The 15,746-nt window shown below is 43.5% G+C and carries 19 protein-coding genes; 3 read left to right on the top strand and 16 right to left on the bottom strand.

The annotated features are described in order from the left end of the window. Nucleotides 1–102: 102 nt before the first annotated feature. The 14 genes from R7F64_RS17870 to R7F64_RS17805 form a co-directional block, all read right to left on the bottom strand. Nucleotides 103–741, bottom strand: coding sequence for an HrpE/YscL family type III secretion apparatus protein (locus R7F64_RS17870; protein ID WP_318071945.1), 639 nt, complete (start codon nt 739–741; stop codon nt 103–105). Further along, nucleotides 720–1,385: a SctK family type III secretion system sorting platform protein VscK gene (gene vscK / locus R7F64_RS17865; RefSeq protein WP_318071944.1), complete on the bottom strand. Its 666-nt coding sequence runs from the start codon at nt 1,383–1,385 to the stop codon at nt 720–722. Before vscK ends, R7F64_RS17870 begins: the two co-directional genes overlap by 22 nt. After that, complete coding sequence (gene sctJ, locus R7F64_RS17860; RefSeq protein ID WP_086012989.1) at nt 1,378–2,124, bottom strand: type III secretion system inner membrane ring lipoprotein SctJ; 747 nt, start codon at nt 2,122–2,124, stop codon at nt 1,378–1,380. Before sctJ ends, vscK begins: the two co-directional genes overlap by 8 nt. Beyond that, complete coding sequence (gene sctI / locus R7F64_RS17855; protein WP_318071943.1) at nt 2,124–2,468, bottom strand: type III secretion system inner rod subunit SctI; 345 nt, start codon at nt 2,466–2,468, stop codon at nt 2,124–2,126. The genes sctJ and sctI overlap by 1 nt, the downstream gene beginning before the upstream one ends. 8 nt (nt 2,469–2,476) lie before the next feature. Next, entirely contained in the window at nt 2,477–3,112 is a 636-nt protein-coding gene (locus R7F64_RS17850) for a YopR family T3SS polymerization control protein (protein ID WP_158156538.1), read from the bottom strand. Then, nucleotides 3,109–3,468 carry a YscG family type III secretion system chaperone gene (locus R7F64_RS17845; RefSeq protein WP_005377200.1) on the bottom strand — a complete coding sequence of 120 codons (360 nt, stop codon included), beginning with the start codon at nt 3,466–3,468 and terminating at the stop codon, nt 3,109–3,111. The genes R7F64_RS17850 and R7F64_RS17845 overlap by 4 nt, the downstream gene beginning before the upstream one ends. Nucleotides 3,469–3,471: 3 nt before the next feature. Continuing rightward, entirely contained in the window at nt 3,472–3,720 is a 249-nt protein-coding gene (gene sctF, locus R7F64_RS17840) for a type III secretion system needle filament subunit SctF (protein WP_005377199.1), read from the bottom strand. An 18-nt stretch (nt 3,721–3,738) separates the two neighbouring features. Continuing rightward, nucleotides 3,739–3,942, bottom strand: a complete 204-nt coding sequence (locus R7F64_RS17835; RefSeq protein ID WP_017821343.1) for an EscE/YscE/SsaE family type III secretion system needle protein co-chaperone — start codon at nt 3,940–3,942, stop codon at nt 3,739–3,741. After that, nucleotides 3,929–5,230, bottom strand: coding sequence for a type III secretion system inner membrane ring subunit SctD (gene sctD, locus R7F64_RS17830; protein ID WP_132937104.1), 1,302 nt, complete (start codon nt 5,228–5,230; stop codon nt 3,929–3,931). Before sctD ends, R7F64_RS17835 begins: the two co-directional genes overlap by 14 nt. 5 nt (nt 5,231–5,235) lie before the next feature. Beyond that, on the bottom strand, nt 5,236–7,110 hold the full coding sequence (sctC, locus tag R7F64_RS17825; RefSeq protein WP_064353990.1) for a type III secretion system outer membrane ring subunit SctC: 1,875 nt from the start codon (nt 7,108–7,110) through the stop codon (nt 5,236–5,238). Continuing rightward, nucleotides 7,107–7,535 carry a YscB family type III secretion system chaperone gene (locus tag R7F64_RS17820; RefSeq protein ID WP_085569994.1) on the bottom strand — a complete coding sequence of 143 codons (429 nt, stop codon included), beginning with the start codon at nt 7,533–7,535 and terminating at the stop codon, nt 7,107–7,109. Before R7F64_RS17820 ends, sctC begins: the two co-directional genes overlap by 4 nt. Nucleotides 7,536–7,547: 12 nt before the next feature. Beyond that, nucleotides 7,548–8,528 carry a T3SS regulon anti-activator ExsD domain-containing protein gene (locus R7F64_RS17815; RefSeq protein WP_318071942.1) on the bottom strand — a complete coding sequence of 327 codons (981 nt, stop codon included), beginning with the start codon at nt 8,526–8,528 and terminating at the stop codon, nt 7,548–7,550. A 148-nt stretch (nt 8,529–8,676) separates the two neighbouring features. Beyond that, nucleotides 8,677–9,537 (bottom strand): AraC family transcriptional regulator, encoded by an 861-nt coding sequence (locus tag R7F64_RS17810; protein WP_005377191.1) that lies wholly within the window; start codon nt 9,535–9,537, stop codon nt 8,677–8,679. A 609-nt stretch (nt 9,538–10,146) separates the two neighbouring features. After that, nucleotides 10,147–10,560: a YscW family type III secretion system pilotin gene (locus R7F64_RS17805; RefSeq protein WP_047102708.1), complete on the bottom strand. Its 414-nt coding sequence runs from the start codon at nt 10,558–10,560 to the stop codon at nt 10,147–10,149. 388 nt (nt 10,561–10,948) lie between these two features. On the opposite strand from R7F64_RS17805, the gene exsC reads away from it, so the two are divergent. Together exsC and exsE2 are read left to right on the top strand one after the other, a co-directional pair. Beyond that, entirely contained in the window at nt 10,949–11,395 is a 447-nt protein-coding gene (gene exsC, locus R7F64_RS17800; RefSeq protein ID WP_005377174.1) for a type III secretion system regulatory chaperone ExsC, read from the top strand. 8 nt (nt 11,396–11,403) lie between these two features. After that, entirely contained in the window at nt 11,404–11,709 is a 306-nt protein-coding gene (gene exsE2 / locus R7F64_RS17795; RefSeq protein WP_005377171.1) for a T3SS regulon translocated regulator ExsE2, read from the top strand. 126 nt (nt 11,710–11,835) lie between these two features. On the opposite strand, the gene R7F64_RS17790 is transcribed toward exsE2, so the two are convergent. Then, nucleotides 11,836–13,356: an aldehyde dehydrogenase family protein gene (locus tag R7F64_RS17790; protein WP_005377169.1), complete on the bottom strand. Its 1,521-nt coding sequence runs from the start codon at nt 13,354–13,356 to the stop codon at nt 11,836–11,838. 239 nt (nt 13,357–13,595) lie between these two features. Between R7F64_RS17790 and R7F64_RS17785 the strand changes: the two genes are divergently transcribed. Further along, nucleotides 13,596–15,362, top strand: a complete 1,767-nt coding sequence (locus R7F64_RS17785; RefSeq protein WP_318071941.1) for a sigma-54-dependent Fis family transcriptional regulator — start codon at nt 13,596–13,598, stop codon at nt 15,360–15,362. A 61-nt stretch (nt 15,363–15,423) separates the two neighbouring features. On the opposite strand, the gene R7F64_RS17780 is transcribed toward R7F64_RS17785, so the two are convergent. Then, the gene (locus R7F64_RS17780; RefSeq protein ID WP_005377165.1) at nt 15,424–15,561 is read right to left on the bottom strand and encodes a hypothetical protein; all 138 of its coding nucleotides are present in this window, start codon (nt 15,559–15,561) and stop codon (nt 15,424–15,426) included. Between the last annotated feature and the right edge of the window lie 185 nt (nt 15,562–15,746).

Genomic DNA, 15,746 nt, shown 5'->3' with positions numbered 1-15,746 from the left:
TTCTTAAGGATTTATGGCAGTGAATATTTTAGAAATGGTCGGATTTTTTTTGTTTAAAGGCATTAAAATGAAAAAACTCAGCAAGTGCTGAGTTTTTAAGGTTTATTCATGAATCGTAATTTTACGCTCGCTGAGCTGCTTCACCATAGCTTGCTTTAACGCATGCAGCTGTCCATCAATACTGGCGTCGATGATCCCAACTTCTGTTTCCAAAATGCAGCCTCCATTTTTCAAGCGCGCATCTGCTACCACGTCAACGTAACCGACTTCAGGGAAATCACTTAATACTCCAGCCACCTTTTCTCTCACCTCAACAACCTGCTCTGGGTGGACATGTAAAATGACCTGCTTTTGGTTACTCACCAGTTGCAACGCTTCTCGAACTACACTCACCGTGGTATCGACATCATCGAAGGTATCGATGATCTTGCGTACTGCTTCTAACACCACACCTGTCATTTTTTCTTCGACTTGCTGATAGTAGTCATTACAACGTGCTAAGGTTTCAACCATCGTTTGCGCATTTTCAATCTTGGCTTGTGCAAGGCCATCTTGATAACCACGTTGTTTTTCGGTTTCGTAGGCTTGCTGGGCATTAGCAATGATGCTTTCAGCTTTGGAGTTCGCGGCTTCAACTAAGTGTTGCGAATCCAGATAACTGGCATGATCTTTCGCTTTCAGCACCTTTAAGCCAGGTGCCAGCTGCAAATTGTCTGTTTTTATTTCAACAAATGAAACCATTGAGGAATAACCTGTTTTGCGATTTTTTTTGTGAGTCGATACGCCAGATCTCGTTGATCCGCTTCCAACCAGTTAGCTGTTTCCGCGTTTTCGCTAAGTTGCTTTTCTAATTTGAATTGCCAACGAAGAACAACATCTTCCGGTGAGTTAATCAAAATAAACCTCATCCAAAAATATCCCAGCGCCCTCATGCTTGCTTCAACAGACCTTTCATCCAATAGTTCTGGTAACGAACGCTGCCAGCCTTGCGGCCAGCTGAATAACAGCATAGGCCCGTTTTGAATTAAGAACCGAGCGCCTTCCAAACCAAAAACGTTGTTCAGAACCTGTTTCGGGCGTTTTAAAACAACGCCTCGCATTGCCACACAATGTAAAGCTCCGCCCACCATCAATACGAGTTGGTTCAACGCATCCGCTGGGAGCAATGCCAAACTATGACAAGGTCTGTTAAAAGCCGTCTCAGGAACGGGAGATAACGCCCACTCATTGATACACCATTGGTTGAACATGGGGTTATCTCTCCAGCCTTCGATATTTAGTAACCAAGGCTGCTTTTGCTCTATCCAACTTCTATGGATGTACTGGCAAGGCGCATAGTTAAACTGGTGTTGTACCTGCGCGAGTGGTGTTTCTGGTTTAACCACGCTTCGTGTTCCTACGACACCATGTAAAAGTAGCGATATTCGAGCCGATGAGTGCCGCTACCAAGAACACCAAAATGGCGATAAGATTATTCGCCGTCTCTTTGGTGACCTGAACCGACAAAATGCTTTTAAATTGATTGTTTTGAGTAGCAACTCGAACCTCTGATGAGGGTACCATCACTACGCTGATTCGATCGTAGTTCAGCCCCTCAATGCTATTGTTCACTAATAATTTGATCTGCGGAACATATGAATCAAGCGCAATATCTGCTGCGTGTTTAATAAATACGGAGGCAGAAGCTGGAGTTGGACGCTCTCCTGGACGCAGATCTTGATCTTCCAAAACAACATGAACACGTGCCACCAGCACACCATCAATCTGAGATAAGGTTGAGGAGAGCTCTTGAGATTTCGCGTACACCAAACGTGCTCGCTCTGCTAATGGTGACGAGATCAAATCGTCTTTGGGAAACACCTCTTTCAGTGTGGAAAACTGCTCTCTTGGATAACCTTTTCGCTTTAGCGCGTCTACCGCGAAGGCGATTTGAGAACTGTCTACCATTAACTTGACGGTGTTGTCTTTGTCAGGTTCTTTTGTTGCAACGACACCTTCGGATAGTAAGATCGACAACATCTCATTACCCTCTTTCTGAGTAACGTTGGTGTATAACTCGGTCTGACAACCTACCAGAAACAACGTGAGCATGATGAAAACTGCTCTCATTTTATTCATCATCACTATTGTGCCTTCAATAAGGTTTCTACGTTTTGTGTGGTTTTACCCACGGTTTTCGCGATCAGCTCTTCTTGAAAAGTAATGCGTGTCAGCGCCCACTGCATTTGCAGTAATTGCGCCGGATCATCACCCACCATCTTCATGTTGTCTTGCAAGTTACTTTTCGCGTTATCGATATTGTTTTTCAACTCGCTGATGTTTTCTAGCAAACCTCCCTCCAGGCCATTACTTGCCTCGGGAACCGACATGGCTTGCTCAAAACGTTCGCTTAAACCGTCTTCGACTTGCGCATCCTGTAACTTATCAATGTTGGTTTGCATCACCTCGGTGTACTGCGTGTTTATCATATGTACTCCTAAGATAAATCTAACTTGTGACTGTGAGTCATAATGTTTTTCACCATCGCATTTTTTTGGATCATGAAGCTAAGTTCATCACGAACCATGTCCAGTGTTGATGCCATACCAGGTAACGACTTCAACTCTGCCCAGCAATGCCATAAGGCTTGTTCTTTCTGGGCACCCAGTGGAAAATGCTGCGCTAGCATTGCTTTTAGTGCTGTTTTATCAGCAGGTGGTTCGGCAATAAGCTGTCCCGAAAAATTCCCTAGTAACTCCTGCTTCAACACCTTTAACAAATCAGATTGTGGCTGTTCGTTGCCTTTTGCACTCTTCGCCTCATGAAAGGCGTACCACATTGCCTCTCGTTTAACTTGAGGGTCGGAGAACGCTTCATTTAACGATGATAAGACACTTTGTTTACTGACAACCTCTGCGTCTTTTAATGATTCGTACCACGCTTTAATCTCCGCCAGTTTGGCTTCTGTTTTCTCTAGCGTCTCTTTTGGAGAAACATGTGAAACTTTCTCTTGCTTGTCACTTCGCTCCATGAGTGCTTTCATCTTGTCTTCATCGCTCCGCTCATAATGGCGCGACTCCGACTGACGCAAAGATTGGTGTTGAAGACTTAGGTTGCTTGAATCAATGATCATCCAAGATTCCTAATGTCCTGAGAAAAGCTCGCAGCAAATGCTTGGCTTTCTTCGCTTCCTTGTGACGCAAGTTCTACCCAGCTTTCCGCTTTGCTCAGTAAACCGGCTTTGGCAGAAGCAAGAGCCGCTAAGCTGATCAGATCTGGATAGGCATTACAAAGTGGTTCGAGTAATTGATGAGCCTCTTCATACAAGCCTTTATTCATGAGGCTCATTGCACGAATCATCGCAACGGTCTCTTCAGAACCTGAGCTTGCTTCAAGGCCATCTGCAATCGTGTTGGCTTCTTGATGACGATGCATACCTGTTGCCATCAGCGCGATTTCAGCCAGCAGTTGGCGCGTTTCTCGTTCCATGCTTTACACCTTCTGGAGAATCGACTGCATCACATCTTTAATCGCACGAGTGGTGGTCGCATTGATATTGTAAACAACAGACCATTTGTTGATCGCGTGCTGAAGCTCGGCAAGCTTTGATGGATCATCGGCATTGGTTTCTAGATTCTTGATGGCTGCCGTCACTTCTGTGTTGGCATCTTTCGCTTGTTGTTCTAACTTAGCTTTAACATCATCAAGGTTTACACTGTTACTAGCATCGTAAAATGACATAAGACTTCCTCGTATTTTTTAGTTAGCTTCGTATGATTCAACGACCGCATAGGCGGCTGTGTAAGCTTCATACTGTTTGAGTAGCAATTGGTACTGCTGTGGTGAGCACCCTAAATCCAACTGACGTTTCACCACCGCTTGTGCTTCTAAGAGCTTGCTCTTAATCTTGTGCACTTCCGCACCGTTTGTGTCGTTATTTAAAATTTGTTCAAGATTTGTCATTGTTCGTCTCGCCTTCATATCCGAGTTCTATTGTTATCACCCGCCCGCCTTTAACCAACTCAATACCAGCAGGTGTAACACTGGATATTCGGTAGCCCTGAGGCGTTCTTGCACCGACCATATAGCGAACGTTATCGGTCAGAATCACATATGGAACCTGGCCAAAGTTAACGCTACGAAACGGGAAATCGATATTGGTGCCTTTACTCACCTTAGGTATGGATTTCAAAACTAAGTACGGTTTCTCACCATATTGTTCCCGGAAGTCTCGGGTCACACCGTAAAATCGAGTCGTTTCGATATCATCAAGCTCACCACGAACTTCGATGCGATCACCGCTGGTGACCAACTGGACTTTTTTCAGTAACTCCGCATCCGTCAATAACGCTTTTAGCGTATCCATGTAGGCACCCGCTCGCTGCAGTTCAACCTTCCACGCAATAAGACCCGGCACGTCTCGCTCCAAGATTTGTTCAACTTGGTTCCAGCGGCTTGCATCATCGATATAGCCCGTCAGCAGCAGTGTTCCGGTCTCATCGCCATTTTCGACTTTCACTTGGTGATAGCCGAGGTTGCGCAAAATAAATCGAACCCCGCGACGGATTTCTTCCATCGTTCTTAAGTCACTTTTGTAATTGATGCCCAATACATCAATTCGACCAAGCAGATCGAGTTTCTGTGTTCGGTCTTCAACATAGCCCTCTAAGACTGCTTGGCGTGCGGCGGCATTCCATTCCACACGAACGTCGCTAAGTTTGAGCTCGCCTAAGATGTTACGTACCAAAACAATGGGTTCTGCTTCTGTAACAATTTCATTGTTGTTTCCGTTAGCTTGGCTGTACCACATACCGGCAAAAATGACACTCGGGACAAAACTACAGAGCAAAGCGATGAGCGTTGTTTTTTTCCAGCTAGAGCGTTGCACAGCAACCACAGGTGTATTCTGTTGGCTAGATTCGTCGCTGACGTTACTCACAATTAACGCATCTTCCGCGTATCCCAGAGCGAACTTCACAACGCCGACCGAGACAACAGCATGGCGTGACAACTCGATACCATCACCTGCAACAGCGATGTCTTCACTGTTAATATTTGCCTCTTCGCAGCCTCGTAAAATGACCGAGTCTTGATGGCAAACGAGGGTGAAATGATTCGCTTCGACCCCAGCATCAGACAGTACAAGATCAGCAATAAAGTCGTCACTGCCAAGCACGAGAACACCTTCAGGTAAGGTGACTTCTACTCCGGTATGCACGCCTGATAAAATACGAATTTTCCATTGCTGCATCGCGGTTAAGACTCCTCTGAAGGGCGCACACACTCACTTTGTGAGTCATCACATTCCAATACTTTCACCCGCCAACCCTTTTGCCCTGTTGGTAATTGGCACTGCGTTAATTGAGACGACTTTTTCTGTGACAATAAGTCTTGTTGATAGCGCTCGGCCTGAACCCTCGATGTGCAGCTATATACTTCCACTACCGATTTAAATTCAGCGCTATTGTTGGAGATGTTGTTAAGCCTGCCTATACTTGGTCGCAAGTCATATTCGTTGCCAATCAACACACTATCGCCAATACCATCCACAACAATTCGAGGTTCTAAAATAAACATTCGTACTGTGCGGCGCTTAGTATTGGTATTACTTCTAAACAGCGCGCCTAAATATGGGATGTCTCCTAGCAATGGCACTTTACGTAACTGATGGCTCACTTCATCTCGGTACACACCACCGATAAGTAAGCTTTGCCCTTGTTTAACCGTCGCTAAGGTGCTGATTTCAGTTTTACGAACGGAAGGAAGATCATCGACACCACCATCAGCGATCTTTGCACCGTCTTCGAGATGAAGGCTCAGGTTAATTTCAGGTCGTGCAGCAAATCTATCACCAACGATACGTGGGACAATTCTCAGTAACGTGCCATACGTGACCTCTTCCAGCGCTGCGGTTTCTTTACCAACCAGCTTGACGTAAAACGTGCTGCTGTTGTTCAGTACCGCTTCGACATTTTCCTGAGTTAACAATGTTGGCCTTGAAACCACTTGAGCACTGCCTTTGGATTCCAATAAACGAATTTGAGCCAGCAAGTAATTTAGGTTGGTTGAATCAAGCAAGGACTTAAAGTTCTGTCCACTGCCGAGCGTCACATCCCCCGAATTCACATCACCTGTTGTTTTGATATCGACAATGCGGTTGTTTCCGACAGACACTCCCGCTCGCCAATCCACTCCTAACTGACTTAAATCGTTGGCACTGATATCGACAATCGATAGCGCGACTTCAATTCTTGATTGCGGCTGGTCTAATTGCGCGACCAGTTTACGATAGAGCGGTAATCGTGCTTGAGTATCACGAACGATAATCGCATTAAGGCCCGGCTCTGCTTCAACTGTTGCGCCACCATGAACTGAGGCGGTTTTATTACTTTTTACAGGCTTATCTGGACTGGTAACTTCTTTGCTAGACGCACTCGCCACTTGCGTTTGAACACCAGACACGACCCGTTTTAACACCGATGCGATGCCCGGGACCGTAATTGTCTGATCTCGATATGCAATTTCTCTATCCGTTGCAGAAGCGTACTTCAAAGGAATTATCTCAACGAATAATTCGTCGGTTGAATTCGATTTCTGCAGCAAGCGCGTTTCCAATGCCTCCGCCGTTTGTACCACTAAGTCGACATAACGTGGAGGACCAGCAAGATAGACTAACCCTTTGCTCTCAGCCGCTCTCCAACCATAACGAGAATCCCAAACGCCGGTGGAAATTAACGTACTGCGTAGCTCTCTAGCCGTAAGTAATTCCAATTGAAGTAAACGTGAGCGAGTTTCTGTCGCCTTATAGACATGTAAGACGGCTCCATCGAAATACCACATCAAGTTGTACACTTGCGATAAGTAATCGAGGAATTCCGCCGGATCTTCAGGGGTAAAACGCCCATTCACTCGATCGTTGACTTTGTCACTAACAGAAACCGAGACACGATAATTTGCACCGAAGTTATTCAACAACTCTTTTAATGAGTCATTATCTGCATAGTAGCGGAACGGTTGTTCGGGCCAGTGTAAGTCTGTTGCTTGCGCGTATCCCAAAGGAACAACACTCACTGCGCATAACAATGCCTTTGTTGCAGCACGCCTAATGTTGGGAAAGATTTTTAGCATCATGGTAACCACACTGTATGGTTGATTGTGTGGTTCACGCGTTCTTGTTCCAATAATGCAATGTAACGCTCACATAGATTGACGTGCTTAGAAAGCAAAGCAGAGAACCGTTCCACCGAACAGTCCTCAACCCGTACTTTACTTTGCAAAATCAATTGCTGATCATCATTGGTTGTCAGTACGCCGCCATCCTCACGAATGGTTTTTAATGAGAGCTGCATGCAACGTTGTAACGCTTGTTCTTGTTGATAATCTAGATGCTCTTTAAACTGGAAGGGTAACGTCGCTTCCCATAAAATCCATGACGCACGTTGCTTGATGGTCAGTGATAACTGGTCAACCTCGATGTTGTAAGAACCATTTTCTGAGGCAATAAAATCCCCTACCTTTAGCGCTTCCGCTAAAGATTTCATCATCTTATCTAACATTTAACGCCCTATTTAGATCTGGCTGAGGTGATTGCAAGCCTGGCCGCACAGACCACTTTGAGTATCAAAATAGTAGTGATCGATATCACCAACAGTTTGCATGTTCTTGAACCATTGCCATACTTTCGCAACCGCATTTTGGTCGTTGTAAACCACATCGCATGCATCCCAAACTTCGTTCAGCTCAGGGGCTTCAAGTCGCACTTCCGAACACCAATTTTTCCACTCAGAAATAAATTGTTCGGTTGTAGAGGTGTACTCCGCGAACCCTTTCAGCTCGTCTAAAGACGGTTGCCACTTCTCAATTAACAAACGATGACATTCAATCACTTGCAACTGTTGTTCGCTTAACGTCCCAAGTTGCTTTTTAAGTTGATGCTGCTGGCTCTTAATAAGATCGAGTTGCTGTTGAACAAAGACGGCACTGGTGTCTTCCCCTGATAGCTTCGACCAATATTCCTTCTGAATATCGAGTTGATTGATAAGTTGTTCAACTTTAATCGAAGCATGAAGAGCACTTTGATCGACTTGTCGGTTAATCCACTCGTTGAGTGATAAATGGAAACAAAGCATCAACGTTTTTGGGACAGCCAAATTAAAGCGAAAGCCCAGACGAGAGTTGATGTAGTCCAGCCTTTGTTCGAACGTTGTGATTGTGCTGCTATCACTGAGCTGCGATCCAATTTCCAAAAATAAACGCATGGCAAACCGGTCTATCGAAGCACCAAGTTTTTGATACGTTTTAACTAACTGGCTAGCGCATAGGCTATCGACGACATTTCTATCCAACAAGCGTTGAAGTAAAGATAACTGCTCATAATTTATGACGCCTTCACTCAACAATTGTCGGTGATTGACGTGCACAACATTGAGATCCTGCGTAGGTTTCGAGGCGCTTTCATAACGAGCTCCTCTTTGTAAAACAGTCACTTTCCGCTGTGTCACTATGCTGTCTGGAAAAAGCGAACGGCGTCGCCAATGCTGCTTTTTCATTTATGTTCGTCTCCGCACCCCTTTCGAACAATCCAGAAAGAAAGAGATGTAATAATTTTTAATCGTTCGTTGTTACACGATACATAATAGAATTTACACTGGTGAGTGACTTTCAAAATTAGTCAGAAAATTTTAGTCCCAAGTCATTTCATTTCGCGATAGCCACTTGATCGTCTCCCGAACGTACGCGGCTTGGGGTCGTTCCAAAACGACGACGGTAACTCTGCGTAAAGTAAGACTGGCTGGAAAACCCTGCCTCCATCGCCACATCTACGATGCTCATCTTGCTCGTCAACAGCAGTTTATGAGCATGCAGTAGTCGACGCTCACTGATCCAGGCTCTTGGAGAAATGCCATAGTGCTCATTAAAAAGCTCTTTAAAAGTGGTTAAGCTGGCACCAAACTCCTGCGCGTAGTCTGTCAACTTCCATTCTTTTAAGTAATGCTGTTCCATAAATCGACGTAACCGTTCCGACGTACGGTTTGTTTGTTGTGACAGCAACGCATACAGTGATTCTCCTCCTTTGCTGTGTAGCAAGAGAATGAGTAGTTCTTCGTATTTTAGGCACATAATGGCATCAGGGTACGCTTGTTGCTCAAGCGTCTGCATGCTAGAAAGCACTTGTTCAACGAGTATGTTCAAACCAAAAGTAAACAAACCAGAACAAACTTTGTCTACCTTAGGCAGCATCATCAAGAGATCACTGTGTTTTTGCAGCAACTGACTAACGAGTTCATTGTCGTAGGCAATAATCGACGCTTTGTATGCCCCATCTAGCGGAGAGTACTCTAACAAGTAATCTCCTTGGGATAGAAATACCCCATTTTCTGCAGCAACATCGATTGTGCAATCACCTGTTTGAACTCGAAGCTGACCATTGTGAACGACAACAATGTGAGACTGGTCTGAGTGAAATACTTCGTCAGATTTTTCATAGCAGGAAAAACTACGAATTTTTCGTGAACTCGAGTCGACCCTTTCTGAGTTTAGTTGGCCTGACACATCCATTTTCTACCCTTCATTATTTTGAGTTTCTCAGTGCAAATGTTGAGAAACTTTCAAAGCACTACTTTGATTGTTGTTATTTCTAAGTACTGCTGTATGAATTAAAGAAGCAAAGAAAAGAGCATAGAAGTTCTATCACTTACCATACCCCCCGAATAATTAGCGAATAACCCAAGCATTACCTTTACCTAAAGGTAAAAGTTTGACTTAGTAAATTTCTGCTGTCCGTCTTTATTATTTTTATCAGATAGCGTTTATCATTAGCCAAAACTTAAATATCATTTCGTTATTTAAGTTTGGTTGTTTTGTTATACATTAGAATACAATTAAATAGATTTCGGCATCGTTTCTAGAACAAAATTAAATTTCCAAAATCATAAAAATGTATGTTTTATAGCCTAAAACGCCAAGCCAACGTGTTCAAGGAGCGAGATATAATCATAAAAAATACTGTTTTTGCAACAAGTATGAGTCTAAAAAACAACTGACCCGATGACTTCAAAGTCATGTAATTAATGTTTATAAAAGACAACAAATCTTTCACAACAGGAAAGATATAGTCTTTATTTTTATAAATTAGAAAATTCTAATAAAAATGTAGTACTTAAAATTTTATCTGTTTATTTTTGGAACAAGAATCAAGTTTTCTTGTTTATTTCCCTCAAAAAATAAATAGTTCTTTTCTTTTTCCGCAACGAGATCACCGTTTGAATAAAGCTTTCCAATAATCTTCATTTTTCCTTCACCAGCTTGAATTGGTGCAATTAAAAACGAATACTGCACAGGCAACTGAACACCTTGGTAGCTCTGAGATGCCGATTTAAAGCATTGATTATCAATAATTTTACATATTTCCACTTCAAGAGAAGTAATCGAAGGTGGAAAGTAGCCGTCGACAGAAACCCAACCATAGACTGATGCCTGACTCTGTGTATCAAAGCCATCCACCCCATTAACGGACACAGTCTGACTGCACCCACTCAGTATGAATAACCCAATAAAACCAGCCCATATAGAATTGTTCATTATGGCCCCATAAACTTATTTTATATAATCTAGCTCATTTGAAATTCACACAATTCTTTATGTAAAAATATAAAAGATCAACTTATATTTATACTACAAGCGGACAATAAATCGCATTTTTCAACAACACGTAGTTAACATGGACTGTAATTTCAAAAGCAGTTTCTGCTCACTTTCATTCCTTCCTTAATTGAAGTTTATTAGAGAAAAATGATATTCATATATCTCACTGCCATCGAGATATGCATCTGAACACATTTAATTTTGCCTTTCTATTTCTCTCAACACATTTAAAAGCCAAAATATAATAACAACCGACTAATATTGATAAACATGAAGAGATACATCTAATATTTTCCTTGATAAAATTTCAAAAGGGACTATTCCTATGTCAGCACGCCAAACTATCGATGAGATTTTGCTAAAGTTTGCTCATCAAATAGGCTTGCCTGCACTGCATCTAACGGAAAATGAAGTAAGCTTAGCCTTTGATGATAATCTAAGGGTGCATATCATCTTTCATCCTGAATCGACAACTCTGCAGCTCGAAGCTGAGATTGTTGGCCTTCAAATTGTAAATTCCGATCTCTATCGCTCTTTCTTGGCCTTTAATTATCACTGGCCTGAGCACCAGTTATTTTTTAGTTTGGATAACCACCGACATGTCCTATGTTTAAACCGACTCATTAACATTAGGCGACTGGATTACGAATATTTTGAAACAGCTTTAGCAGAATTGCTGACGCACAGCGAGTCGTGGGAAGCGTTATTGTCTTCTCATGTAACCATTGATGAGGCACCACCGATGCCACAAACTTTAGACTTGAGAGTTTAGGTGTCTTTATGTCCAATGACATCCAATCCACATACACCAATTCATCGGTTCATGACGTTCAACAAGCGCAGCAAAGTGATGCAGTGCCGCAAGGAACGTTTCATGGCCGTAAAGTCACCCTACTCTCCTCATCAGAAAGCAGTATGACGCGAACAAGCTCTAAAAGAGAGCTTGGTGAATGTTTAAATCAATTTGCCAGTCTCGAATCTTGCAATCGCGTTTTGGACTTTGATCCGCAACTCAATATTGACAAGCAAAACGCCGCCGTAGAAAAGCTTATGGAACGAAAAGTGGCGATAATTCAACGTTCCTGATATCACAATATAAGTAGGTTAAACATCTAAGTTAACCTTCAGCCGACAAGCTCACGCTAATAAAAAACCCCGAAGATTCGGGGTTTTGATTCATACTGCTTTTTCTTTATTAATTACTTAGTTTCACTAGAAGAAGCCTAACGGGTCGATGCTGTAGCTAATCAGCAAGTTCTTAGTATTCTGGTAGTGATCCAGCATCATCTTGTGCGTTTCGCGCCCGATACCCGATTTTTTGTAACCACCGAACGCTGCGTGTGCAGGGTAAGCGTGGTAACAGTTAATCCAGATCCGGCCAGCTTCAATATTACGGCCCATACGATATGCAACGTTCGCATCACGTGTCCAAACACCTGCGCCTAAGCCATATTCAGTGTCGTTTGCGATTTCCAACGCTTCAGCCTCATCTTTGAATTTGGTGATAGCGATCACTGGGCCAAAGATTTCTTCTTGGAAGATTCGCATCTTGTTGTGGCCTTCCAACATGGTTGGCTGAATGTAGTACCCCTGGTTGATAGACTCTGGCTGTTCTGACACTCCACCACCAAAGACCACTTTTGCGCCTTCTTCACGGCCGATTTCCAGGTAACTTAAAATCTTATCAAACTGTTCTTGAGAAGCCTGAGCACCAACTTGAGTATCGGTATCGAGCGGATTACCTTGTTTAATCAGCTGTGCACGTTCCGTCAGTTTCTCTACAAACTTGTCATAAATCGCTTCATGAACCAGTACGCGAGATGGACAAGTACAAACTTCACCTTGGTTGAAGAAACCAAGTAACGTACCTTCGATACACTTATCAAGATACTCATCTTCGTAATCGAAGATATCTGAGAAGTAGATGTTTGGAGATTTACCACCTAACTCAACTGTCGATGGGATCAAGTTGTCTGCTGCACATTTCAGAATGTGGTTGCCAACTTGCGTAGACCCGGTAAAAGCGAGTTTCGCAATGCGGTTGCTGGTTGCTAATGCTTGACCCGCTTCAGAACCATATCCGTTTACAACGTTGATGACACCAGGAGGAAGAAGGTCACCGATTTTTTCCATCAGAACCAGAATGGATGTTGGGGTTTGCTCTGCTGGCTTCAATACCACACAGCAACCCGCCGCTAGTGCCGGTGCTAGTTTCCAAGCCGCCATCAACATTGGGAAGTTCCACGGAATAATTTGACCAACCACACCAATCGGTTCTGGGAAGTGGTAGCTTGCGGTGTGCTCATCCAGTTCTGCCGCACTGCCTTCTTGTGCGCGAATACAGCCAGCGAAGTAACGGAAGTGATCCACTACTAAAGGTAAATCTGCCGCCAAGGTTTCGCGAACTGGTTTGCCGTTTTCCCAAGTTTCTGCAACTGCAAGCTCTTCTAGATGCTGCTCAATACGGTCAGCAATTTTCAGCAAGATGTTCGAACGTTCTGTCACGCTGGTTTTGGCCCATTTTGCTCTGATGTTGTGCGCGGCATCCAGTGCTAAATTAATATCTTCCTCGCCAGAGCGAGCAACTTTACAATACGCTTGTCCGTTGATTGGTGAGATATTGTCAAAGTACTCACCACCCGTTGGTTTTACCCATTCCCCACCGATAAAGTTATCGTAATGCGATTTAAAGTTAACAATGGCATTTTCACTACCTGGCTGTGCATAGATCATAACTCTTCCTTTTGTTTCTCGTTCAATGTGTTATTGCAGTGTCGTATCGCACTGTTCACAAAGAGCATTACGCAAGTCACACGCCAACTACGCCACACTTGTTGTTAATTAAATGTAAAACTATGATTACCAAGCGATAACAAACCAAGTGAGCGATGTTTGAGCGGATGTATGGTGTGAACACCAATGTTCAAGTGTTCCAAAATGGCACACCCTCACTGTGACAAAATGGTACAGTCATGGAACTTCAACACATTAGCGATAACAATTGGCTTTCAACTTCATGGGTCAGAAGTGAACAAGCGGGTTTAAAACAGCGTCGACGCCCTGAAGATATTCGAGTAACGCCAGCAACGCTCCAAGATAGGCGTCACCAACTCAACTTTTTGCTAGAGGCAGTCACTCAATTTGCGCTCCCTTTGTTTAATCAGCTATTTGCTCATAGCGACAGTCGCTTAATTTTGACGGACTCAGATGGTGTCATCATCGGCAGTTGGGGACAGCCTAGATTTCGTGAAAAGTTGACGGAAATCTCGCTAAGCTCTGGAGCATGCTGGCAAGAAAAGGTCAAAGGCACCAACGCGATTGGTACAGCTTTGGTTGAAGCAAAGCCCGTTTCTGTTATTGGTGATCAGCACTTTATCCAACACCATCGTTTTATTAGCTGTTCGGCTAATCCTGTTTTCGATCATCTTGGTAACCTCATTGGCGTATTAGATATTACAAGCGAGCAAAAGAGACATGACTTCTCAACGCAAGTACTAGTACAAAACATGGTCCAGCAAGTGGAGAATCAACTACTTAACTTGATTCCACAAGGGCATATTCGTGTGGATTTAGCGTGCGAAAAAGGTTTACTGAATAGTGGTTGGCAAGGAATTATCATTGCAAATGAAGACGGACAAGTTTTGGCTCACAATCAAGTAGCCTCTCAACTTTTTGCGCAAAAAAGTATCATTGGGCAATCCTTAGACGACATTCTATCCACTCGGGGAAATGAGCACCCTTTCGTTTTCAAAACAAAACCGCTTACCGATAAAGATAGCAAGGTCAAGTCTCGTGCTGTAGCGGCGTCCAATGATCTTCATTATGGCGACTCCGCTGTTGAGCACTGTTGGCAGCAAGCCAAGCGCGTCATCGATAAAGACATCAGTTTGTTGATTCTCGGAGAGACTGGTGTTGGCAAAAACGAGTTTGTAAAAGCACTCCATAAAAACAGCCAGAGAAAAACGGGACCGTTGGTTTCCGTTAACTGCGGAGCGTTACCAAAAGACTTGGTTGAATCTGAATTGTTTGGCTATGTCGCCGGTGCCTTTACTGGCGCAAACAGCAAAGGCTATCAGGGAAAAATTCGCCAAGCACACAAAGGGATTTTGTTTCTAGATGAAATCGCAGATTTACCTTTGGAAGCTCAAAGCCGATTGCTCCATGTATTGCAAGATAAAACCGTGCTTCCCGTGGGTTCCAACCAAAGTATTCAAGTCGATACGCAAATCATTGCAGCCACGCATAAAGATCTGGAACATTTGGTCAGCGAAGGATTGTTCCGCCAAGATTTGTATTATCGCCTTAATGGCTTGATCATTGAGCTACCTCGCTTTGAGGAACGTGATGACAAACGACAACTGATTGAGAACATTCATCGGCGTCACGCCGAATCTGAACAACAGCTTTGCCCTCACCTCCTTTCTCTGATGCTGTCTTACTCATGGCCAGGAAATTTGCGTGAACTCGATAGTTTAATCAAAGTATCCGCCTTAATGGCGCAAGGTGAAGAAATATTGGAACTCACACACGTCCCAGCCCACCTAAGTAAGAAACTCAGCCAAGCTCAAGAAGGGGCAGCATCCGCTGAACCAACTTCAGAACTGCGTGCAACCGTCGAAGATAAGTTGCTCAAAACATATCAAGCCAACCAGGGGAACATTAGCAAAACGTCTCGTATGCTTGGTGTGAGCCGAAATACCATTTACAGAAAGTTGAAAAGCCTTGGCATATTAAGTTAATTCTACGACCTCAGATACAAAAAGAGCACCGTTGCGGTGCTCTTTCTCTTTGAAACCTAGCTTACAGGCCGCCTTGTTGTTGTGCCTGTTTTACTAATGCCTGACGTTGAGTTTCCTTCTCAGAGATCACTTGATTGTCCTTGTGCATTTCCTGTTCCAATTCTGCTGGAATGAAAACAAAGTACTTGTTAAGAGTCATCTTAGAACCTCAATTTGCTGTGTTAATTACCTTCTTGGTCGACGTAAACAAAACCAGAAAAACATGTTTTACTGGATCCTTGTTGCTAGTTTCAAAAAATAAAGGATGTTCATATAATAAACATCCTCCATGTGGGCGATAATTATAGGCGTAGTTTAAAGGCTTACCTAGCACTCTTTTTCACC

This window comes from Vibrio sp. Vb1980, assembly GCF_033338615.1.
Taxonomy (GTDB): Bacteria; Pseudomonadota; Gammaproteobacteria; order Enterobacterales; family Vibrionaceae; genus Vibrio; species Vibrio alginolyticus.
Note: the sequence above shows the minus strand (reverse complement) of the source record. Positions and strands in the feature narration are given on the sequence as shown.

Coding starts and splice junctions, on each gene's coding strand:
- R7F64_RS17870 (WP_318071945.1), bottom strand. CDS start 741: ATGGTTTCATTTGTTGAAATAAAAACAGACAATTTGCAGCTGGCACCT.
- sctI (WP_318071943.1), bottom strand. CDS start 2,468: ATGATAAACACGCAGTACACCGAGGTGATGCAAACCAACATTGATAAG.
- R7F64_RS17850 (WP_158156538.1), bottom strand. CDS start 3,112: ATGATCATTGATTCAAGCAACCTAAGTCTTCAACACCAATCTTTGCGT.
- R7F64_RS17845 (WP_005377200.1), bottom strand. CDS start 3,468: ATGGAACGAGAAACGCGCCAACTGCTGGCTGAAATCGCGCTGATGGCA.
- sctF (WP_005377199.1), bottom strand. CDS start 3,720: ATGTCATTTTACGATGCTAGTAACAGTGTAAACCTTGATGATGTTAAA.
- R7F64_RS17835 (WP_017821343.1), bottom strand. CDS start 3,942: ATGACAAATCTTGAACAAATTTTAAATAACGACACAAACGGTGCGGAA.
- sctD (WP_132937104.1), bottom strand. CDS start 5,230: ATGCAGCAATGGAAAATTCGTATTTTATCAGGCGTGCATACCGGAGTA.
- sctC (WP_064353990.1), bottom strand. CDS start 7,110: ATGATGCTAAAAATCTTTCCCAACATTAGGCGTGCTGCAACAAAGGCA.
- R7F64_RS17820 (WP_085569994.1), bottom strand. CDS start 7,535: ATGTTAGATAAGATGATGAAATCTTTAGCGGAAGCGCTAAAGGTAGGG.
- R7F64_RS17815 (WP_318071942.1), bottom strand. CDS start 8,528: ATGAAAAAGCAGCATTGGCGACGCCGTTCGCTTTTTCCAGACAGCATA.
- R7F64_RS17810 (WP_005377191.1), bottom strand. CDS start 9,537: ATGGATGTGTCAGGCCAACTAAACTCAGAAAGGGTCGACTCGAGTTCA.
- R7F64_RS17805 (WP_047102708.1), bottom strand. CDS start 10,560: ATGAACAATTCTATATGGGCTGGTTTTATTGGGTTATTCATACTGAGT.
- exsC (WP_005377174.1), top strand. CDS start 10,949: ATGTCAGCACGCCAAACTATCGATGAGATTTTGCTAAAGTTTGCTCAT.
- exsE2 (WP_005377171.1), top strand. CDS start 11,404: ATGTCCAATGACATCCAATCCACATACACCAATTCATCGGTTCATGAC.
- R7F64_RS17790 (WP_005377169.1), bottom strand. CDS start 13,356: ATGATCTATGCACAGCCAGGTAGTGAAAATGCCATTGTTAACTTTAAA.
- R7F64_RS17785 (WP_318071941.1), top strand. CDS start 13,596: ATGGAACTTCAACACATTAGCGATAACAATTGGCTTTCAACTTCATGG.
- R7F64_RS17780 (WP_005377165.1), bottom strand. CDS start 15,561: ATGACTCTTAACAAGTACTTTGTTTTCATTCCAGCAGAATTGGAACAG.